Annotated in this window: 20 protein-coding genes; 6 read left to right on the plus strand and 14 right to left on the minus strand. The window is 68.0% G+C overall.

Annotation, left to right across the window (positions count from 1 at the left end; translation table 11 throughout):
- Positions 1-32: 32 nt before the first annotated feature.
- The 5 genes from KBY81_RS04115 to KBY81_RS04135 all read right to left on the minus strand — a co-directional run bounded on the left by KBY81_RS04115 (position 33) and on the right by KBY81_RS04135 (position 7,306).
- On the minus strand, positions 33-3,566 hold the full coding sequence (locus KBY81_RS04115) for a TM0106 family RecB-like putative nuclease (RefSeq protein WP_254975705.1): 3,534 nt from the start codon (positions 3,564-3,566) through the stop codon (positions 33-35).
- Between the two features lie 20 nt (positions 3,567-3,586).
- A complete protein-coding gene (locus tag KBY81_RS04120) occupies positions 3,587-4,597 on the minus strand; it encodes a restriction endonuclease (RefSeq protein ID WP_143594045.1) in 1,011 nt (336 codons plus the stop codon).
- A 122-nt stretch (positions 4,598-4,719) separates the two neighbouring features.
- A complete protein-coding gene (locus KBY81_RS04125; RefSeq protein ID WP_254975706.1) occupies positions 4,720-5,352 on the minus strand; it encodes a metallophosphoesterase family protein in 633 nt (210 codons plus the stop codon).
- Positions 5,339-6,595: a VWA domain-containing protein gene (locus KBY81_RS04130; protein ID WP_254975707.1), complete on the minus strand. Its 1,257-nt coding sequence runs from the start codon at positions 6,593-6,595 to the stop codon at positions 5,339-5,341. Before KBY81_RS04130 ends, KBY81_RS04125 begins: the two co-directional genes overlap by 14 nt.
- 33 nt (positions 6,596-6,628) lie before the next feature.
- Positions 6,629-7,306: a MerR family transcriptional regulator gene (locus tag KBY81_RS04135; protein ID WP_254975708.1), complete on the minus strand. Its 678-nt coding sequence runs from the start codon at positions 7,304-7,306 to the stop codon at positions 6,629-6,631.
- A 154-nt stretch (positions 7,307-7,460) separates the two neighbouring features.
- On the opposite strand from KBY81_RS04135, the gene KBY81_RS04140 reads away from it, so the two are divergent.
- Both KBY81_RS04140 and KBY81_RS04145 read left to right on the plus strand, forming a co-directional pair.
- A complete protein-coding gene (locus KBY81_RS04140) occupies positions 7,461-8,216 on the plus strand; it encodes a M20/M25/M40 family metallo-hydrolase (RefSeq protein ID WP_254975709.1) in 756 nt (251 codons plus the stop codon).
- A gap of 94 nt (positions 8,217-8,310) precedes the next feature.
- Entirely contained in the window at positions 8,311-8,847 is a 537-nt protein-coding gene (locus KBY81_RS04145; protein ID WP_254975710.1) for a hypothetical protein, read from the plus strand.
- A gap of 19 nt (positions 8,848-8,866) precedes the next feature.
- Here the strand turns inward: KBY81_RS04145 and KBY81_RS04150 are convergent, their stop codons facing one another.
- Positions 8,867-9,304: a type II toxin-antitoxin system VapC family toxin gene (locus KBY81_RS04150; protein ID WP_315858469.1), complete on the minus strand. Its 438-nt coding sequence runs from the start codon at positions 9,302-9,304 to the stop codon at positions 8,867-8,869.
- A gap of 112 nt (positions 9,305-9,416) precedes the next feature.
- The gene (locus KBY81_RS04155) at positions 9,417-10,094 is read right to left on the minus strand and encodes a peroxiredoxin-like family protein (RefSeq protein ID WP_254975744.1); all 678 of its coding nucleotides are present in this window, start codon (positions 10,092-10,094) and stop codon (positions 9,417-9,419) included.
- Between the two features lie 176 nt (positions 10,095-10,270).
- On the opposite strand from KBY81_RS04155, the gene KBY81_RS04160 reads away from it, so the two are divergent.
- Together KBY81_RS04160 and KBY81_RS04165 are read left to right on the plus strand one after the other, a co-directional pair.
- Positions 10,271-10,519, plus strand: a complete 249-nt coding sequence (locus KBY81_RS04160; RefSeq protein ID WP_254975711.1) for an AbrB/MazE/SpoVT family DNA-binding domain-containing protein — start codon at positions 10,271-10,273, stop codon at positions 10,517-10,519.
- Positions 10,516-10,941, plus strand: a complete 426-nt coding sequence (locus tag KBY81_RS04165; RefSeq protein WP_254975712.1) for a type II toxin-antitoxin system VapC family toxin — start codon at positions 10,516-10,518, stop codon at positions 10,939-10,941. The genes KBY81_RS04160 and KBY81_RS04165 overlap by 4 nt, the downstream gene beginning before the upstream one ends.
- Here KBY81_RS04165 and KBY81_RS04170 read toward each other — a convergent pair.
- From KBY81_RS04170 to KBY81_RS04195, 6 genes are all read right to left on the minus strand, one after another.
- The gene (locus KBY81_RS04170) at positions 10,938-12,473 is read right to left on the minus strand and encodes a cryptochrome/photolyase family protein (RefSeq protein WP_254975713.1); all 1,536 of its coding nucleotides are present in this window, start codon (positions 12,471-12,473) and stop codon (positions 10,938-10,940) included. The two genes, KBY81_RS04165 and KBY81_RS04170, sit on opposite strands and share 4 nt — an antisense overlap.
- 10 nt (positions 12,474-12,483) lie before the next feature.
- A complete protein-coding gene (locus KBY81_RS16475) occupies positions 12,484-13,725 on the minus strand; it encodes an FAD-binding domain-containing protein (RefSeq protein WP_261357055.1) in 1,242 nt (413 codons plus the stop codon).
- Positions 13,726-13,952: 227 nt separating this feature from the next.
- Positions 13,953-14,795, minus strand: coding sequence for a hypothetical protein (locus KBY81_RS04180; RefSeq protein ID WP_254975714.1), 843 nt, complete (start codon positions 14,793-14,795; stop codon positions 13,953-13,955).
- Positions 14,796-14,805: 10 nt separating this feature from the next.
- Positions 14,806-15,273 (minus strand): hypothetical protein, encoded by a 468-nt coding sequence (locus tag KBY81_RS04185; RefSeq protein WP_254972429.1) that lies wholly within the window; start codon positions 15,271-15,273, stop codon positions 14,806-14,808.
- A gap of 87 nt (positions 15,274-15,360) precedes the next feature.
- Entirely contained in the window at positions 15,361-16,332 is a 972-nt protein-coding gene (locus KBY81_RS04190; protein ID WP_254975715.1) for an HAD family phosphatase, read from the minus strand.
- A gap of 12 nt (positions 16,333-16,344) precedes the next feature.
- Positions 16,345-16,512: a hypothetical protein gene (locus tag KBY81_RS04195; protein ID WP_181280149.1), complete on the minus strand. Its 168-nt coding sequence runs from the start codon at positions 16,510-16,512 to the stop codon at positions 16,345-16,347.
- A gap of 138 nt (positions 16,513-16,650) precedes the next feature.
- On the opposite strand from KBY81_RS04195, the gene KBY81_RS04200 reads away from it, so the two are divergent.
- Positions 16,651-17,988 carry a cation:proton antiporter gene (locus tag KBY81_RS04200; protein WP_254975716.1) on the plus strand — a complete coding sequence of 446 codons (1,338 nt, stop codon included), beginning with the start codon at positions 16,651-16,653 and terminating at the stop codon, positions 17,986-17,988.
- A 47-nt stretch (positions 17,989-18,035) separates the two neighbouring features.
- Positions 18,036-18,209 carry a hypothetical protein gene (locus KBY81_RS04205; RefSeq protein ID WP_254975717.1) on the plus strand — a complete coding sequence of 58 codons (174 nt, stop codon included), beginning with the start codon at positions 18,036-18,038 and terminating at the stop codon, positions 18,207-18,209.
- Between the two features lie 10 nt (positions 18,210-18,219).
- Here the strand turns inward: KBY81_RS04205 and KBY81_RS16590 are convergent, their stop codons facing one another.
- Positions 18,220-20,184 (minus strand): ATP-binding protein, encoded by a 1,965-nt coding sequence (locus tag KBY81_RS16590; RefSeq protein WP_254975718.1) that lies wholly within the window; start codon positions 20,182-20,184, stop codon positions 18,220-18,222.
- Positions 20,185-20,258 lie beyond the last annotated feature (74 nt).

Here is a 20,258-nt window from a genome sequence, read left to right on the forward strand (position 1 = left end):
GGAAGGCAATCCCACTCAGTTCAATTGCAATCTCAGCGATCAGTTTCCATCGATGCTTGGACCAAGCGGCATAACCGATTGATCTGCTCCGCTTCCGCCACCGTATTGGCAATCCCGCTCACCAGGCCGGGCGAACCCACCACGATCGAGAGGCAACGGGCACGGCTGATCGCCACGTTCAGCCGGTTGGGTTCCAGTAGAAAACCCAGGCCCCGGGGAGCGGCATCACCATCGCTGGCGGTGAGGGAGTGGATGGCCACCGGTGCCTCCTGGCCCTGGAACTTGTCCACCGTTCCCACCCGTGCCCGGTTGCCCAGCCGTTGCTGCAGATGGTTCACCTGCACGTTGTAGGGAGCGGTGACCAGGATGTCGTCAGGGGTCAACACCCCGCTGCGTTCACCACTGCCGGAGGCATGGCGGTAGCTGGAGCCGAGCAGCACCTCCACCATCTGGGCGATGCGCTCGATCTCCTCTTCCGAGCAGACGCTGCGCCCGCAGTGCTCCACCGCCTCGAACACCAACCCCTGGCCGGGCAGGATTCCACCATGGCTGCCGGTGAAGGGCTCCTGCCAGTCGATGCGGTTGATGTCATTGGCGGGGCTGGCCTGGAGGCGGCCGTCATAAAACAACTCCGAGACCATGGCGGTGAGGGAGGGCTCCATGCGCCAGCTGGTGGCCAGAAACACGCCCCGATCGGCAGGGACGACATGGGCGTCCTGCATCAGGTACGCGAGGCAGGAATCACCACTGTCCCCAGGGTGATCGGCCTGGGAGGGCTGGGCCAGTTGCTGCTGGTCCCCCACCAGCAGGATCGAACGGGCGCAGCGGGCCATCACGAGCAGGTTGGCCAGGGAGACCTGGCCCGCTTCATCCACCACCAGCAGGTCAAAGGCGTCGGCCACGTCTGGTCGGCAGAGGGTGAAGGTCGTGCCGCCCACCACGGCCATGGCCGCGGTGAGCTGATCGGGTTTCACCAGGGCAATGGCGGTACCCGTCAGACCTGGGTCCTGCTTGTCGTTCGTGCCCTTGACCGCGGCCACAGGCAGGCCTTGCTCGGTGATGAGGGCCTGGGTCTTGAGCAGCAGGTTGTTGATGGCCGCATGGCTGTTGGAACTGATCGCGACGCGCTGACCACGGCGCACCAGTTCGGCGATCACCTGGGCCGTGACCGTGGTCTTGCCGGTGCCGGGCGGGCCTTGCAAGGCAAGGGTTTTGCCGCTGCTAGCTTCCAGGAAAGAGGCCAGTTGCTCCACCACCGCTGAGGGCTCGGCGCGGACGAGGGCGTTGAGCGCCACCAACTCAGCCACAGGTTCACGCTCGAGCAGGTGACGGATCGACTCGGGCAGGGGCTGTAGCGCATGGACCCAGCCCTGGGCTTGTTCATCGAGACGCGCGCGCAGGCTTTCGCTGATGTCGGCGGGCACCTTGATCAGAGCAACCGGCGCGCGGGGGAGGTCCACACGGAGCCCCTCGGCGACAAGTCGGTCCCGCTTGCGCCAGGGAAACTTGAGCGTCACCAGACCCTGCTCCGCGTCGAGGTCGTCCACCGCCAGCTGCAGGCCTGCGTCCGGGATCTCGAGGGTCAGCCCGCTGTGTCCAGGTTGGGCGCGCAACTTCAGCGGTTGACTGGGGTCAAATCGGAAGGTGTGGTAGTCGGCGCCGGTGCGGGCGCTGGAGCGGCTCTCCATCGATTCCCACACGGCCCCTTCGATGGCCTCGCCGTCGCTCTCCAGATCCCCTGGGGACTCCAGCGCTTTCTGCCTGCGATCGAAGTACGCCCACCAGGCCACCTTGGCTTCCCGGTGGTGAAAGGGGAGCAACTGGGCCAACAGCCGCTGCACCCGCCAGCTCAAGCCTCGGGGCCCGCGTTGCTCCTGCTCCTGAAGCACTGCTTCTGGTGCATCGGCGGCGGGATCGCTCTGGAGCGTTTCCGGCAGCTCGGCGATCAGCTCTGCGGCAAGGGCCTCCAGGGGCCAGGGTTCTTTCTCGGGCCTTTCTGCCTCTTCCAGCTGGAGGGGTTGCTCGGGCAGGCCCTGGTCGGAGCGCAGCTGGAGCAGCCAGTCATGGAGGTAGACGGTGGATTCACAGTCCTCCCGGTTGTAGTCCTCGATCGCCTGCAGCTGCGGGCTGGCCTCAGGGGCTGGGCCCGGCAGGGGAGGTTCACCCGATGCCTGCCAGTTGGTGTAAGCCACCACCGAATCCCCGGCATTGGTGACATCCGCAGAGCGAGCCTCCATGTAGAGGTGCTCCACCTTCTTGATCGAGTAGCTCTCCTCACCCAGCACGATCGCGTTGGTGACCACCGGCAGCAGATCCACCAGGAGCCCTGAGCGCAGCCATTCATCGATCACCGCCTCCCGGGTGGAGTGCTGCTGGGCCAGCCGGCGCATGGCCGTCTTTTCGTAGCTGGCGTAGTGGTAGATGCGCAGGCCAGGAAACTGACGACGGCGGTCCTCCACCCAATCAACCCATCCCTCGAAGGCCTTCTTTTCCTGCAGTGGGGAGTGGGCCCACCAGGCTTTGAACTGGGGTGCGCCGCCGGGTTCATCGCGATAGCAGGCACCAAAGAGGTATTCGAGCTTCCTGGCGGCGACGGCATCGTGCACCCCCTCCATGTCAAACCAGATGTCGCCATGGTCGGCAGCGGGCAGGGCGGACAGACCCTTGCCCGGCCTCAGGGGCCGCACCCGATAGGCCGGTCTGCCGGCGGCATCGGCGGGGGTGAGCTGCAGTTCGGCCTGTTGCTGCAGTTCATGGAGCGCCTCATGGGCCAGGCCAGGAATGGTGGTGCCTGGAGGCAGAGCGCTCAGTTGCTCGATCGTGTGGATGCCGGCGGCCTTGAGCTTGAGGCGCTGGCTCTGGCGCAGGTTGGCCACCAGCACCAGATCCCGCTCGGCGGCCAGGCGCTCCTCGATGAAGGCGCCCCAGCTGCCGTGATCACCGGGTTCATCCTCCGGCGGTGAGGCGGGATCGAAGGCGGCGCGGAAAGCGCGGTAGCGGTTGCGGAGCTGTTGGTACCAGGCCCAGAAACGATCGGTGTCGAAAGACTGGAAGCGGCCACCACCGAGAAACAGCTCGAAGCGATCGGGCCGGTGTCCCAGCAGGGGAGTGAGCAGTTCGCAATAGGCACAGGCCTGGACCAGGAAGGTGGTGCGAGGCTTGCTGGCCAACTTGCATTCGATCGGGATATAGCTCCAGTCGCCGAGATCGGAGGGCTGGGGAATCCTGCGCAGGACATCGGCCGAGCCGCGGATCTCTCCGTTGTTCAACGAGGCCTGGTGGATGAAGTCGAAGCCATCGGCCATGGCGGCCCTGGTGGCGGCGTAATCGGCCTCACGTTGATGGCCCGAGAGGCGGGCGATGCGATAGCCCTCGGCTTCCAGTTGGTTGAGCAACACCTGCTCCAGGCGCAGGCCATCGGCGAACAGTTGCTCATCAAGGGAGGAGGGGGGTGGTTGTTCGCCTGTGAACAGGCCTCTGGCCTTGAGCTCCTCCCACCAGGCACCGATCCGGGGGCTGCGGCTGAAGAGGGCGAGCTGGCTGGGGGTGATCAGGCGAGAGGTCATAAACGCGAGATGTGATTAGATCAGCCAGCTTTGTCGATGACCCAGGAGACAAGGCCTGCCTCAATTGCCATGGAGGCAATTCTAGATATGTCAAGAATGGTGGTAGTGGAATCGTCAGGCTCAAGCTCACGATAAAAATCATCCAAGGTAGTACTTCCAGAAGAATGGAAGACCCAATAAAAGGCATCATAGACACCACGATCAGCAGATTGCATGTATCGCTTAAACTCCCTTGGATTGGTTCTCGCTTTAACCTGAACGCTTACCAAGTCTCCGTTCAAGGGATTCTCAAAAGCAATATCAATGAACTCCAGAACCTTTCCAGTTGTGCTGATCCGTCGAAGCGTTCGCGAAAAGATGAGTTCGACAAGGAGCTCAAAGTCGCCAGGCGTAAGAGATTTGATGGCGGAGGAGAGACCGTTTTGAAGGGCCGCCATTGCGTTGTCAATCACGAGCCGATAGGAGTGCGGCTGACAACCGATCTTCCTTTTAAGATAATCCATTACATCATCCTTGACGGCACAAGAAGTGCCCCGAAAAGACTTCGTTTGAGTTATTCGGCCAGAAAGCTTATCTTCCAACAGCTCGTTGCCTTCGATATCGACACAGCGCCACTGGTCGACCACTGAGCGATAACTACCGCCATCTTCCTCAGATCGTCTCGGCTGAATAGCGGGATCAAGAACTGCGTAGTAGAGCTTGCGCGCGTGAAAAGTCACCCAAAGTGTTTTCTCTCCAGATTCAAAAAATTCTCTCAATTGGTTTACTTGCTTAGTCGCTTCCGATTCGCACTTTTGGGGAGTCCCCGACACTCTATCTTTATGGAATTGCCTTACCCTCTTCCAAGCCTCTTTCTTGGTCTCATTGTTACTGGGTCGCAGAGCTTCTAGTATCAGCTGAAAGCAATCTGGGTCCGACGAGCAAAACCCAATATAGCAAAGGTTCTTCGCAATGCAATCCGACTCTCGATCGCCTTTGTTGCCAAGCTTGATGTAGCGAACTTTTGTGATCAGACTGAGATCAACGGTCATGGAGAACGAAGAAAAAGTTGGACTAGAATTTGCCTTGAGAAATATGGATTTTACTTGATTCAGAGAAGCTTTGCGACTGAGGCCGCCAATTCATCGGGCTCATTACTACTATATCATAAATGTCATTCAGAGTCTGGGTTCAGAGCCAGACACGTCAACACCCCACTCAAATAAGCCCCCGTATCAATCCCAATCCGGTGAGGCAACCGGGTCACCTTGAAGTCATGGCGAAAGGTATGTCCATGCACCACGGTGTACGGCAACCCATGGGGCCGGCTCAGAAACGGCTTCCGGATCCAGATCAGATCGTCTGTGGCCTGGTGCTCCAGGCGGATGTCGGGGCGCACGCCCGCATGGACGAACAGATAGCGGCCGCGGACCGCCGTGTAGGGCAGCTGCTCGAACCAGGTCTGGCGCTCGCGGGCCAGGGGCAGCAGGTCGGGGTTGGCGCCGTTGCACAGCCACAACTCCACGTCCTCATCCGGCGCTCGCGGTGCCATCGCCTTCAACAGCATCTGCTCGTGGTTGCCCCGCAGCACCGTCACCGCCGACAGGCCGTAGGCGGCGGGGTTCTCCTGCAGCTGCCACACCCGCTCCAGCACCCGACGGTCGCCATCGGCTTCGGGGGCCCGATCGATCAGGTCGCCGAGGAAGATCAGCTCCGCGCCGGAATCCAGGTGTGGGGCGAGTTCCTGCTCCAGCAGGGAGGCGCAGCCGTGCACATCCCCGATCGCCACCACCTCAGGTCTGCTCATCGTCGCTCTCCCACACGTTGAGGCTGGAGCGCTGCGATTCCCGGCGCAGGTTCTTGCGGCTGCGCTTCGGGTCGCTCTTGAGCAAAGCCAGCTTCTCGCTGAGAAGGTCGAGTTCCCGGCTGAGCCTCGGGGTGGCAGGCATCGCCGAGAGGTCGCCGAACAGCTTGCCCAGGCTGGCGCTGGCGCTGCCGACGTCGCCGCGATCAAGTTCGGCGATGACGCGTCTGCGCTCCCGGTTGGACCGCAGCAATGCCAGTTGCTCGGCCACTGCCCCATCGGGATCCAGCTGCTGGATCTCATCGGAGGCCATCACCGGCAGGTGCAAGTGCTCGATCAGGCTCTGGCGGTCGCCGCTGCCGGGGGACTCCCAGGCCAGCCGCACGCTGAGGATCTCCTGATTCGGGATCCAGGCAGGCAGCTCCAGCTGCAGGCCCACGTTGAGCTCCTGGCCGGCGCGCAGGTTGGGGAGCTGGTGGTTGCCAGCGCCGGTGGGCGTCAGGTCGTTGATGAGATCGACCACTTCCGCACCGTGCTTGCCCCGCAGGCCAAGGCTCACCCGCCGCCCGAAGGTGCTGGTCAGTCCCTGGAGCTCGGAGGCGTAGAGATCCGCCAGCTGGCTGGGGGTTTCGATGTGGGCGAGGGTGCCGTCGCCCGCGGCGGCCATGGCCCCCATCAGGTCCTCGTCGAAGTCGTCGCCCAAGCCGAAGGCACTGGTGCTGATGCCCCGCTGGGTGAGGCCCGCCACCTTGGTGGCGATCTGGTCCTGGTTGGTGAGACCCTCGTTGGCCTGGCCATCGGAGAGCAGCAGCACCCGGTTCATCGCCGCGGGGTCCAGATGCTCCGCCACCTGGGTGGCTCCCGCCCGCCAGCCATCGAAGAGGGCGGTGCAGCCACCGCTGTGGATCGTGTTGATCGCGGCGATGAAGGGCTGGGGATCGGCCACAGGGCTCGAGGGCACCACGATCTGCACCTCGTCGTCAAAGCTGACGATGGCGAGGCGGTCGCGGCCGGTGAGTTCCCCGGCCAGGAAGCGGGCCGCCTTGCGGGCACAGCTGAGCTTGGTGCCGCCCATCGAGCCGGAGCGGTCGATCACCAGGGCCAGGTTGAACGGCGGCCGCTCGCGGCGGGTGGCATCGGCGGCCGCCGGCGGTGGGGTGATCGTGAGCAGCAGATCGAGGAACGAGGGGCGATCGGAGGCCACCGCCGGCCGCAGGGGCCGGAAGCGCAGGGTGGGACGGGTCATGGTGGGGGGTAGCGGTGGGAGGGGGGAACGGGTTCAGCGGGAGGCGTCGTCGAGCAGGGCGTTGAGGCGGTCCAGGAGGTGCTGGAGCCATTGCTGGCGCCGAGGGCCGGCAGGAGGAGGCAACACGGAGTCGCGGACGTGGACTTCGATGCCGGGGGCGAGGGTGAAACGCAGCCAGCGGCTGCCGTTGTCGCTGGAGCGGGATCCGGTGGGGGTGCGGTCGGAACGGGAGCGGGAGGACAGGGGTTTGTTGAGCATCCCAAGGACGGAGCCCATGACCGCGGCTTTTCGTGCGAAGGACGGAGATTCGCCTGCCGCAGCATCAGCGTCGTCGGCCGGCTCCGAAAGATCACGCAGGTACCGCAGGGCCTCGTTGCCGGTGGCGACGGAGGGGGCGGTGGCCGCCGCCCCCTCGCCATCGAGCTGCTCCAGCTGCTGCTCCAGATCGGCGTCGGCCAGAACGCAGAAAGGAGCAATGGCGGAGAGGCTCAGGCCGCGCCGGGCCAGGGCGCGCACCAGCACCAGTTGCAGCAGGTGCCGGTGGCCGTACACCGCGCTGCGCCCCTCCTTGCCGGGGCGATCGATCAGCCCCTGGGTGGCATAGAGACGCACGGTGCGCGGCGAGATCTCCTCACCCAGCAGGTCGCCGGCAGCAACGAGGAGGTCCTCGAGGCCGTAGAGCGCATCAGCGGGAGCGGAGACCTTGACCATCCCCTAATTATGCACACTTGCAGTGCAGGTGTCAAGCGATTAAGCTTCGTGCCCCATCGACTGCCTCGCCATCGATCACCCCGCTCCCGACCCCGCGCCCCTGCTGGAACATCTGCAGCAGCTGGCCCGCCCCCGCCACGCCCGCTGGGATCCCATGGGCCTGATGGCGGTGCGCGCCTACCTGATCGAACAGCTCGGCGCCCTGGGGCCGGTGCAGGAGCACCACTTCCGGGAGGGCATCGATGCGGGCACCAACCTGATCCTGCGGCTCCCCGGCCAGCGCCCGGAGCTTGATCCCCTGCTGGTGGCGGCCCACTACGACGGCCCCCTGCACTCGATCGGCGCCGACGACAACGCCTCCGGCCTGGCGGCCCTGATCGAGCTGGCCCGGCACTGGGCCACCGAGCCGCCCCGGAGACCGGTGTGGATCGTGGCCTTCGACCAGGAGGAATGGGGCATGGTCGGCAGCACGGCCCTGGCCGGTGAGCTCAAGGCCAGAGGCCAGAAGCTGAAACTGATGGTGAGCCTGGAGATGCTCGCCTACACCGCCGCCACCCAGAGCTATCCCCATCCGGCGATGCGGGCCATCTACGGCGACCGGGGCGACTTCATCGCCGTGGTGGGCAATCTGGGCGCCGCCGCGCTGTTGCCGGGCCTGGCCAGCCGCATGGGGAAGCACGTGCTCACCAAGGTGCTGCCGGTGCCCGATGCCGGCCGCTCGCTGCCCGATGTGCGTCTCAGCGACCACAGCCCCTTCTGGGATGCGGGCTACGACGCGTTGATGGTCACCGACACCTCCTTTCTGCGCAACCCGCACTACCACCGGATGAGCGACACGGTCGACACGCTGGATCTGCCCTTTCTGGCGGCTGTCACCGAGGGGTTGAAGGCGGGGCTGGGGGTGCTGTGACGGCGACGGCCTGCGATCGCCTCTGGTCCTTCGCAGGGAAACCGGCCTCGATCCGGCCGTGCTGGTGAGGATGGATCCCGCCGCAGACCCACCGATGGAGCCCACGCTCGACAGCCTTCTGACCCACTACGCCGAGCGGATCGGTGGCCCCTTCCCCCTGAGCCTGTTGCCTCCCGATCGGCCGCTGCACTGGCAGGGGCAGACCCTGTTCGGGACGGCCCAGGCGCTGGAGCCGCCCGACCAGTTCCAGTACACGGTCGACGCGTTTCTGAGTGAGGCTCCCCTCGGCACGTTCAGCGTGGGCTTCTGGGGCCACGGCATGCACAGCGGTGCCTTCCACTACCAGCGCCGTGAGCCCTGGGGCAGCCTGTTTTTGCGGCTGCCCTACGGGGGCTTCTTCGAGGACAACGAGCGGGCTGCCCGCCGTATCAAGGCCACCATGGAGTGGTTCGCCCGGTTTCTACCGATCCTCGGCGAACGGACTCACCACTTCACCGCGGTGGATTCCATGGGGGATGGCCTCTTCCGGATCGTCCTGACAGACGGCCGGGTGATCGAGGGCGATAGCCCCCTGTTCGAGCCCGGGCGCGGGCCGGTGGAAGCTCTACGGCCCCTGCTGGAGACGCCGTAGTGCGGGCTGGCCTTGCCGTCTACCAGAACGTCTGGCACGGGAAGGCGGACAGCTGCGGATCAGCGGTGAGCAGCATCAGCCGCTCCAGTTCGGCCTGGGCCGCCAGCATCCGGCCCAAGGGATCGCGGCGGGGCTGGCTGTAGCCGCCGGCCCTGAGGCCATGGGCCAGGGAGATCGGCAGGGGCTGGAAGCCATCGGCCTGGAGCAGGCCAGGGAGATCATCCATGGCCTGCTCCAGCTCGGGGAGTTTGGCCTGATGGTGCTTGAGGCTGAGCTCCCAGACCGATGCGGCACTGACCAGAATTCGGCTGGTGGGGTCGACCAGAAGCGCCTGGACAGCACCGGAGAGCCGCTCCGGATCGAACCACCACCAGAGCAGGGCGTGGCTGTCGAGCAGGTAGGCGGATGGGCTGCTTACGGCAGGGCTGACGCCGGAATCACGGAGGTTGCTTCCCAGTCGGCGAGCTGATCGGGCGCCATGGGCTCCAGCAGGGTGTCGGGCTGACTGAGGAGACCCAGGTGGCGCAGACGACCGGGGAGACGCTGCGGCGCCGGCGCCTCCAGGGGCATCAACCCAGAAACGGCTCCAGGAAGCTCAGGGGCCGGGCCATGGTGGCCGAGAAGCCGAGGATGCCGGGGTCGCGGTGGCTGTAAAGCAGGGTGTCGTCGGCCTCCAGCAGATAGGTGCCGCCGCGCTGGGTGAGGAAATCGTCGCAGGGGACGTAGGTGCGCCAGTGGCCCAGCACTTCGGCCATGTTGCGCAGCCGCACGGTGGCCAGCTCGAAGGGGCGCTGGAAGCCGCGGCCGCCGGCCCGTGCGAAGAACGACCCCTTGATCGGCGGCAAGGGGCCCGCCTGGATCGTCTCGTCGTCGGCGATGCGCTGGGGGGCGCTGCGATCGCCGGTGTAGCCGCGCAGCACCTCGGCCAGGGTGCCGGGGGAGCCGAGGCCGGCGCACATCAGCAGCAGGTTGGGCCAGGGCCCGCCCGCCTGCTTCAGGCCCTCGTAGAGCCCCAGGTCCCGATGCAGATCCGGCGCGGCATCCACCAGCAGCCTCTCGCTCGGGAAGCCGGTGAAGGCGCAGAAGCGTTCGCGGCCCGCCGCGTCGCCGATGCCGATCGCCAGCACGGCGATGCCGGCGGCCTCCAGCTGCGGCAGCACCGGCACCAAAGCCTGGGCGTACTCGAGGCTGTCGAAGTCGCCCAGCTGGCTGAGCAGCAGCACCAGCCGCCGCCGGCCGGGCCCCATGCCCTCCACCGCCGCCAGGCGCTCCAGCAGCAAGGCGGGGGCGGGCGGCCGGGGGGCAGCGTCGGCGGCGGAGGCGGTCACGGAAAGGGAGCGGGTCAGGGCGGGACCATGCTCGTCGATCCGCACTGATCGACGTATCCTTACCAGGTAAGACCCTGCGTCGTGAGGCTGTGTCGATGCCAGCCGAAGACGCCGCCACCAGCTCGATCACCAGCAAGGGACAGGTCACCATCCCCAAGGCCCTGCGGCAGCAGCTCGGCCTGGCCCGAGGCGGTCGGGTCAGCTTCCAGCTGGTGGGCGATCACATCGAAGTGCGCTCCTGCAAGCCGGAGCAACCGCTGCCGACCAGCGGCTTCGGCCTGCTCAGGAGCGCTCGTCCTCCTGTGCCGGCTGACTTCGACCCGGCCAGCCTGCTGGCGCCGTGATCGGCCTCGACACCAACGTGCTGGCTCGCTACTTCGTCGCCGAAGACGGGGCCGATGCCGCCACTGAACGCCAGCGCCAGGCAGCACGGCAGCTGATCGAATCGGGGCAGCCCCTGTTCCTGCCCAAGACCGTGGCCCTGGAGCTGGAGTGGGTGCTGCGGGGCTACTACGGCTTCGCGGCTGAGCAGGTGCTGCTGGTGTTCGACCACCTGCTGGCCCACCCTGGCCTGACCACGGAAGATCGCCCGGCCCTCGAGCAGGCCGTCGCCGGGCTGCGCGCCGGGCTCGACTTCGCCGATGCCCTCCACCACGCGAGCTGCCGTGGCTGCGACACGCTCGCCTCCTTCGACGACCGGGGCTTCGCCCAGCGCATCCGCCACCTGAACCTGCCCCCCCGCGTCGTCGTTCCCAAGGCCCCTTAGCGGGTGGCCCGCGCCAGGAACCCTTCGGCGGCGGCCTCCAAGGCCTCGCGTCGCTTGGGGTCCAGCTTCTCCAATATCCGTACCATCATCGAAAGGCGGGGATTGGCCTGGAAGAAGGCGCGGTGGCGGTCGATGAAGCGCCAGTAGAGGCCGTCCCAGACCTCGCACCAGGGGCCCTTCCTGTAATCGCCCATCTTGAGGATGTAGTTGGAGCCGCCGATGTAGGGCTTGGTGGCAAACAGGCCGCCGTCGCTCATCTGGCCCATGCCGTAGACGTTCGGGCCCATCACCCACTCATAGGAATCCAGGTATCGCTCCATGAACCAGCGGTGCACCTCGCCGGGGTGGATCTCACAAAGCAGCATCAGGTTGCTGACCACCATCAGCCGCTCGATGTGGTGGTTGTAGCCCAGGCGGTTCACCCGCTCGATCGCCGCATCCAGGGGGGGCAGGCCGCTGCTGCCGTCGTCCCAGCAGGGGGCCAGCCGGCGCTGGTGCTTCCAGAAGTTGGCGGCGGCCTGGCGCTCGCCGTGCACCCGGTCGATGCCGCGCACGAACTCCCGCCAGCCGATCACTTGGCGCAGGAAACCCTCCAACGAGGCGATCGGCACGGGCTGGCCGCGCTCCTGCCGTGCCGCCGCGTGCTCCAGGGTGGCCGCGACCACCGCCGCGGGGGTGAGCAGGCCGATGTTGAGCAGGGGCGAGAGCAGGGAGTGGTGCAGGGTGGCGTGGTGACGGCTGAGGGCGTCCTCGAACGGCCCGAAGCCATCGAGGCGCTCCGCCAGGAAGCACCGCAGCCAGGTCTCGGCGCCGGCCTGATCGAAGGGGATCCACAGGGGCCCCAGCGCGCCGGGGTGGTCGGGGAAATGGCGCTCGATCAGGGCGCGCACCTCCGGCTCGTGGGGGCTGGCCGCCAGCGCCGGCAGGGGGGGCTCCACATAGCCCTTGGGCAGCTTGCGGCGGTTTTCGGTGTCGAAGCTCCAGCGGCCGCCGGTGGGGGAACCATCGGGCTCCAGCAGCAGGCCGAGACGGCGCCGCTGGCGCTCATAGAAAGTCTTCATGAACGGGCGCCGGCGGCCCTCGAACCAGCTCCGGCTTTCGGCCACCGATTCCAGGAACGCCGGCGAGGGCAGCACGCTGAGACGCACGCCCTGCTCAGCGCAGAAGCGCTGCAGCCGGGCCTCGAAGCTGCGGTCGGCGACCTCGGCCACCTGAAGTTCGCGGCCCTCCAGTTCGCGGCCCCGGGGCTCGCGGCCGCCGTTCAGCTCAGCCCCCAGACGCTGCCAGAAGGACACCCCCTCCGACTCCGGCAGCTCCCAGTAGCGAACCGCCACACCGCGCTCCAGCAGCGCGTCGCGGAAGCTGCGCATCGCCACGAAGGTGTGCAGCAGCCGCAGGCGGTGGTACCGCCAGGTGGAGGCCACGGCCAGGTCCTCGACCATCAGCACCCGGGAGCCGGGGGCGAGCTGCAGGGGAGAGGGTCGCGTCCAGTCGGGATGAAGCTGGTCGCCCAGGATCAGGGTCAGGGCCACAGGGGGAGGGTCACAAGGGGAGGGGCGCCGGGGCGGCCCAGAGCCGGCGGTGGGTCTGCTCGGGGTCGTAGAGGCGCACCTGGCGTTCCAGATCGAAGCGGCGGGGGCTGCCGCCGAAGCTGCGCGGGTCGGAGCCGACACCGGCCAGGTAGGCCCAGTTGCCCGTGTTCAGGGCCGGGTGGGCGTCAATCAGGGCCCACTCGAAGAAGCGGGCCCCCCAGGTCCAGGGCAGCTGGAGCTCGTTGACGAAGTGGGAGGCCACCCACTGGCGGCCGCGGTTGGAGAGGTAGCCGGTGGTGAGCAGTTCGCGCAGCTGGGCATCGATCAGGGGATGGCCGCTATCCCCTCGGGTCCAGCGGGCGAAGCGCTCCCTGGCCTCCTGCGGACCGGCCGGCGCGGCAGGCGGACGGTTCTGGAGACCGCCAGGGGCGTGGAAGGCGTCCCCGTGGCGCTGCTCCGACCAGAGGAAGAACTCCCGCCACAGCAACTCCTGTTGCATCCATTCGGAACCCTCGTCGGCGCCGTGGAGCTCCTGATAACGGAGCACCTCCCGCCAGATCCGCCGCACCGACAGCGAGCCCACCCCCAGAAAAGGGGAGAACTTGGCGGAGAACTCCGTCCCCACCAGCCCGTTGCGGGTGAGCTTGTAATCGCGCAGCCCGCTGGAGCCGAACAGGTAGTGCTGTAGCCGGGCCAGGGCCGTGGGTTCATCACCGGGAAAGGGGAAGGCGCTGCGGGGATCGGGGCCAGCGGAGGCCGGTGGGGGAGCGGGCGATTCCAGCCAGGCGCGGGGGAGCTCGTCCCAGCGGTCCCCCAGGCCGGCGAGATCCGGTGGGGGCAGGGGCGGCTCCGGAGAGCATTCCAGGGCTCGGCGGAACTGGCTGAACACCCGCGGGAAGCGCTCGGCCGCCACCGGCCAGGTGTTGAACAGGCGGCTCTCCTGGGCGTGCAGCACCGCCTCGGGCTGCACCAGGGGGCGGAGCTCGGCGAGGGCGGCCGCCGTGGTGTGCTGCGGGAAGGCCAGCAGGGGGATCCCCGCCGCCGCCAGGCGGGCGTGCAAAGAGGTGAGGGCCTGGGCCTCCAGGCGCCGCTGGTGGGGCCCCCGCAGCCGCTGACCCTGCGGCCGGCAGGCCAGCACCAGCAGGCGCCCGCCGCTCTGGCGCGCCAGCGCCACGGCCCGGTGCAGCACGGGCTGGTCATCGAGGCGCAACTGGCCCTCCAGGGCCAGGGCGATGGTGGGGCCGCGCGCCATGGTGCGTCGCCGGGGCGGTCAGCCTGGCAGGGCCGGGACGGCGACCGCGAGGCCCGGCTCCATGACGGATTGCTGCGGCCCCGGGCGGAGCGATTGCGCGTCTTAAGGATTGCTCTAGATTTTGCCCATGAGGGAGATCCCCGTGCACCGATCCATCGGACTGCTGACCGCCACCGGCCTCACCGGCCTGGCCCTGGTGAGCCTGACCATGACCTTTCTGGGTTGAATCAGGGCGCCGCCGGCAGGTAACCGGTGCGTCCCAGGAAAGCCCGCAGCGCGTCGGGATAGCTGGCATAGCGCTTCTCCGGCCGCCGGCAGTCGCCCTTGGCGTTGTAGCCCGCCTCACAGGAGGTCAGCCCCCAGTCGGAGCTCCGGTCGTAGAGGCCCAGCATCCGTTTCCAGCCGCTGTCGAACTCCCCCACCAGCGCCTTGGTGGCCACCCAGGCGGCCAGGAAACCGTTGGCCTCGGGGCGCTCATCGGCCGGCTGGCGGAACCAGCTCTCCATCTCCTGCAGCCGGCGGCGATGCAGCGGCAGCATCTGGCGGCGATGGCTGATGTCGACGAAGCGGGGGCCGTCCAGCTGCCAGATCTGGCTGGGGGCGCTGCTGCCGGCGTAGCTGGCGAACTGGTAGAGAAAGCGGTTGTCCACGTCCACCAGCAGGTAGCGGCCGTTGCCCAGCGGGTCGCTGGCGCCATTAGGGCCACCGTTCACCGGATCGCGGCGCACCTCAAACCAGCGGCGGCCGTCAGGGCTGCTCGTGAGCACCCGGGTGTCGTTGCAGCAGTGGGCGCCGCCCGTGAACGAGGAAAGCAGCACCTCCGGGTAGGGATTGGAGGGATCCATCTCCACCACCTGCAGCACCGAATCGATGCTGCCGGGGCCGATCCGCAGCGCCCCCATCAACTGACCCACCACCTTCCCGTCCACCCGCACGGTGGCCACGGGCTGGACCTCATCCATGCCATCGGGCCTGGGCTGGCGACGGTTCTCCAGCACGGCCACCACAGGGCCGTTGGTGATCACCGGACCGGGTGCCGGTGAGAGGGCCAGCAGCAGGGGCAGCAGCATCGGCGTGGGCCTACTGGCAGCCCTGAACCGAGATCCGGTAGCTGAAGCCCAGGGCGCCGGGATCGCTGCTGGCTCCCACCTTGAAGTTCATCTGGCTGGCCTGCTTGCCCGGAATGGCGGGGAAGGGGCCGAACATGCGTCCGGTGCCCATGGGCGGGTTCATGACTTCGTTGATCACCTGCAGATTGCTGCCGTCGCTGAACTTCATAAAGCCACTCACCGGATATTTGGCATTGGCGTCGGAGGAATTGGCCGTGAAGAAGAACTTGAAGCTGCTGTAGGGCTGGTTGACGATGAAGTCCGTGTTCCAGTTCTCCTTGCCGATCAGCTTGGCGGCCCCGACCCGCTTGGAGACGATCGGGGTGGTGCCATCGCCACCAATCGGCTGCAGGAAGGTGCAGCGCTGCTGGGCCTGGGCCGCTGGGCCGACAGCGACGACGAGCGAAGCGCCCAGCAGGGAGAGGGCCAGGACTTTCATGGTGAAGGATGAAGAGACAACGACCCTAGAACGCATCGGGCGCCGGAGGCTATCGGCCGAAGCCGGCCACCGCGGGCGGGGCAGCCTTCAAGGCTCAAAGGCGAACAGGCGCCCCCAATCGTTCTTCATGCTGATCACGATCCAGCCCTGCCGGCGCGCTTCGTCGTACAGCCCCTGGGTGAACGGCCCCACCCGGCTGTCCGGCAGCCCCAGGGCCGGGCCGTAGGCATACTCGCGGCGGGCGTCATCGTGCAGCACCAGCATCGACAGACGCGCGCCATCACCGGCCTTGGTGTACTCCAGCATCTGCCGGTCGCCGGTGGAGTTGCCGAAGGCGGCGATGGGCCGTCGGCCGATCATCAGCTGGATGCCCTCCGGCTTGCCGGCGTCGTTGTCGTTGAGCAGCAGCCGGGGCTCCTTGGTCAGAAAGGGCCGGCCCTGGGCGTCGTAGCCGTAACGGGTGGCGCCGGCGCTGCCGATCACCTGCTCGGGCGGGATGCCATAGACCTCCTCGGCGAAGACGCGCACGAAGTCCTGACCACCGCCGGTGACGATGTAGGTCTTGAAGCCATGGGCGCGCAGGTAGCGGAGCAGCTCCTGCATCGGCTGGTAGGTGAGCTCGGTGTAGGGGCGCTGCCAGCGGGGATGGCGGGCCGTGGCCAGCCACTGGCGCACATCGGCCTTGAAGGTGTCCAAGGGCATGCCGCTGAGGGCGGTGGCGGCCAGCCGCTCCAGTTCCTGGCGGGTGGTCACCGCCCCGGGCACCTTCTCAAGGATGAAGCGGACCTGCGGGTAGACCGGCTGCTCCACCCAGAGGGTGCCGTCCTGGTCGAAGGTGGCGATGCGCTCGGCGGGCGGCACGAAGGCTGGGCTGGCGGGGTCCGTGGTCTGGCGGACGAAGCGGACGATGCCGTCCCGGGCCGCCCCCGGATTCCAGGAGGGCAGCGGATCGGCGGACTGGGCCCCGCCGGCCATGGCGGCAACGGTGGCCAGCAGGATCGTGGCGAGCAGGCTCCCCAGCAGGAGCAGGAACCAGCGGCGGCGGCAGGGCAGGGTCACGGGGCGGCGGCCTCAGAACTTGCGCAGTTCGCGGCGGATCTTGAACGGATCACCCGAGTGCTGTTGGTTTAGCAGCAGCAGCGGCAGTCCCGCCAGCAGCAGGCCGATGGCGACGACCACCCCCAGGGGGACCGGCGGCCCGCCCTGGGGCGGTCGCGGGGTGCGGCTGAACCTGGCCATCGATGCGGGCGGCGGAGACGGCTGGTCCTTCAGTCTGCCGGGGGGTGCCACCGGCGCCCGCGATCCCGGTCCGCTGATCCCGGGCCCGCGGCCTGTGCAGGGATGAAAGGATTTCGGCATCGCCTTTGCCGGTCCGCCATGGACGCTCCCACCCTGCTGCTCGCGACCGGAGGCCACCAGATCGAGGCGGCCGAGACCCTGATCGAGGTGGGCCGCTTCATCGTCATCCTCTTCGCCGCCCGGGCCCTGGCGGAGCTGATGGTGCGCTTCCGCCTGCCGGCCATCCTTGGCGAGCTGGTGGCGGGCGTGCTGATCGGCGTATCGGGGCTGCACCTGATCCTGGCGCCGGAACTGGGGGCCCAGCTCAACGCCCTCGCCGAGGGCACGATCGCCGCCCTCGCCCACGTGGGCCCCGACCAGGTGCAGGAGATCTACGACCACGGCTTCAGCAATCTGCAGGCGGTGGCGAAGATCGGCCTGCTGGCCCTGCTGTTCCTCACCGGCCTGGAAAGCGAACTCGACGAGCTCATGGCCGTGGGGGGCCAGGCGATCACGGTGGCCCTCACCGGGGTGGTGCTGCCCTTCGCCCTGGGCACCTTCGGCCTGCAGTTCCTGTTCGGCGTGCCGCTGCTGCCGGCGATCTTCGCCGGTGCCGCCATGACCGCCACCAGCATCGGCATCACCGCCAGCGTGCTCGGGGAGCTGAAGTTCCTGCGCACCCGGGAGGGGCAGACGGTGATCGGCGCCGCCGTGCTCGACGACATCCTCGGCATCGTGATCCTGGCCGTGGTGGTGGCCCTGGCCGGCGGCGAAGGCTTCAGCCTCGGCCCGATCCTGAAGTTGATCGCCGCGGCCGCGGTGTTCGTGGTGGTGGCCCTGTTCCTCAGCCGCACCGCCGCGCCTCCCTTCGACGGGCTGCTCGATCGCCTCAAGGCCCCGGGCGAGGTGGTGGTGGCGGCCTTCCTGGTGATGTCGCTGGCCTGCTTCGCCGCCCAGGCCTTCGGGCTGGAGGCGGCCCTGGGGGCCTTCGCCGGCGGCCTGATCCTCAGCGGCTCCCGCCACCGGCACGCGATCGAGGAGGCGGTGAAGCCCCTGGTGGCCCTGTTCGCCACCGTCTTCTTCGTGCTGATCGGCAGCGGCATGGACCTCTCGGTGCTCAATCCCTTCGATGCGGCCAACCACGAGGGCCTGGTGATGGCGGGCTTCCTGCTGGCGGCCGCCGTGGTCAGCAAGGTGGCGGCCGGCTGGAGCTACCGCAGCAGCGGGCCCACCAACCGGCTGGCGGTGGGGCTGGGGATGATGCCGCGGGGCGAGGTGGGCCTGATCTTCCTGGGGCTGGGCACCCAGACCGGGGTGCTGGGGCCGTCGCTGGAGGCGGCGATCCTGCTGATGGTGATGGGCACCACCTTCCTGGCGCCGGTGCTGCTGCGGCTGGTGCTGGCCGACACCGAAGAAACAGCCGAGGCGACGGCTTGAGACGTCCGGCTGAGGGCAGGATGCGGCCCGGGTCCGGCCGTGGGACAGTGGCCCCAGTTCGCCCCCTGCCCGTGGCCAACGACAGCGATACCCCCCGGTCGGTGATCGCCGGCCTGCTGCTGGTGATCGGCTCCCTGGCCGGCCTGGCCCTGCTGGTCTGGGTCACGGTGGTCATGCTCGACCTCAAGCACCTGAACACCTCCGGTTTCACCCTGCCCTGAGGCTGATCGCCTAGACAGGGGGCCGCCGGCCGCCGGCATGGGCGTGGGCGGTGACAAGGCTGGCCAGGAGGGCCTCACTGCGGAGCGGCTTGGCGAGAACGTCGTTCATGCCGGCCTGCAGGGCCGCCTCCCGGTCCTCGGCGGTGGTGAAGGCCGTGAGTGCCACGATCCACGGCCGGTCGGACCGTCCGCCGCAGGAACGGATGCGGCGGGTGGCCTCGAGGCCATCGAGCCGGGGCATCTGCACATCCATCAGGATCAGGTCCGGCTCGAGGAGCCGCTGGCGCTCCAGCGCCTCCTGGCCGTCGACGGCGGAATCGGGCTCGTAGCCGAGGCGCCGCAGCATGAGCTCGCAGAGCCGCCGGTTCACGGCACTGTCGTCCACCAGCAGGATGCGCAGGGGATGGCGCGCGGCGAACGGTTCGGCGGACGCCGGCGGCGGCTCCGCCACAGCGGGAGTGGCCACCCGGGGGGCGGCGGGAGCAGGGGCGGCAGGGGCCTCCACCACCTGCACCGGCAGGCGGAAGCGGAACACACTGCCCCGGCCAGGGGTGCTCTCCACCTGGATCGTGCCGCCGAGGGCCACGACGAGCTGCCGGCTGATGGCCAGCCCCAGCCCGGTGCCGGCCTGGGGGGCGTTGGCGGTGGCGCCCAGCTGGGAGAAGGGCTGGAACAGGCGCTCCAGGTGGTCGGCGGCGATGCCCACACCGGTGTCGGCGACGGCGAACGCCAACAGGATCGTCGCGTTCTCCGGCAGGTTCGCCCCGGCGGCCACCGGAGCGCCGGCCTCCACGGAGACCACGACGCTGCCGGCATCGGTGAACTTGATGGCATTGCCGATCAGGTTGAGCAGGATCTGGCGCAGGCGGATGGCATCGGTGAGGATCGCCTCGGGCAGCTCAGGCGGCAGCACCAGGGCCAGGTCGATCGCCTTGACCCGGGCGAGGCTGGAGCAGGCGGCGATGGTCTCCTCCAGCAGGGGACGCAGCCGGCAGGGGGCCAGCTCCAGCTCCAGGTGGCCGGCCTCGATCTTGGTGTAGTCGAGGATGCCGTTGAGCAGGGTGAGCAGGGACTCCCCCGAGCTGTGGACGATGTCGAGGCACTCCCGCTGCTGGGGCGAGAGCTCCGTGGCCAGCACCAGTCCTGTCATGCCGATGACGCCGTTGAGCGGGGTGCGGATCTCGTGGCTGAGGGTGGCGAGAAAGGTGCTCTTGGCCCGTTCTGCGGAGGCCATGGCCTGGAAGGCGCGGGCCCTCGCCTTGAGGGAGCGGCGATGGAAGTTGGCGGCCAGCACCGAGAACCCGGCACTGCCGATCAGGCCCAGCAGGTAGGTGAGCTGCAGGGGCAGCTCCTTGCGTCGCAGCTGGGCCAGCGAGATGTCGATCCCGACGAAACCCACCAGAGCCCCGTCGCGGTCGCGAATGGGGGCGAAGCCGCTCATGAAGGACCCGAAGTGATCGGTGTAGGGCCTGGTGCTGACGGTGACCATGCCGCTCCGGGCGGCGCGCAGGGCATCGCCAGAGGGATTGACGTAGAGGTCGCCGACGCTGACGGGGCTGGCGGGGGCCCCGGGGTTCTGGATGTAGTACGTGCTGTCGAGCGTGAAGCGGAGCCCGTCCGGGGTGGCGATGAAGACGTAGGCGTAATAGATGTCAGGCACCAGCCTGCGGAGCTTCAGCAGGGGCGCAGTGGCGCGGCGATAGTCCGGATCACCCGTCTGCTCCGGCCTGGTGATGGTGGCGACGAGGGTCGGATCCATCTCACGGGCGGCGATGCTCACCAGGTTGTGGAGGCTGTCGCGCACCTGGTTGCGCAGCAGTCGGGTGGCGCTCCAGTAGTTGGCGCTGAGGGCCACCCCCGCGACGGCGAAGATCGTGGCGGCCAGCAGCACGCTCTCGCGGCGAATCCGCTGGCGGCTCCATCCGGCCTCGGGATCGCCGCTGGGGCGTTCAGACCACGGGAAGCCGCCGAACACACGGGAGAGCGGGCCAGCCAGGAGTCCTCAGCACGTGCACCATCCTTGTCTACCCGGTCGGAACCCCTGTCGGT

Origin of the sequence: Cyanobium sp. Lug-B (genome assembly GCF_024345635.1) — a bacterium.
GTDB lineage: Bacteria > Cyanobacteriota > Cyanobacteriia > PCC-6307 > Cyanobiaceae > Cyanobium > Cyanobium minutissimum.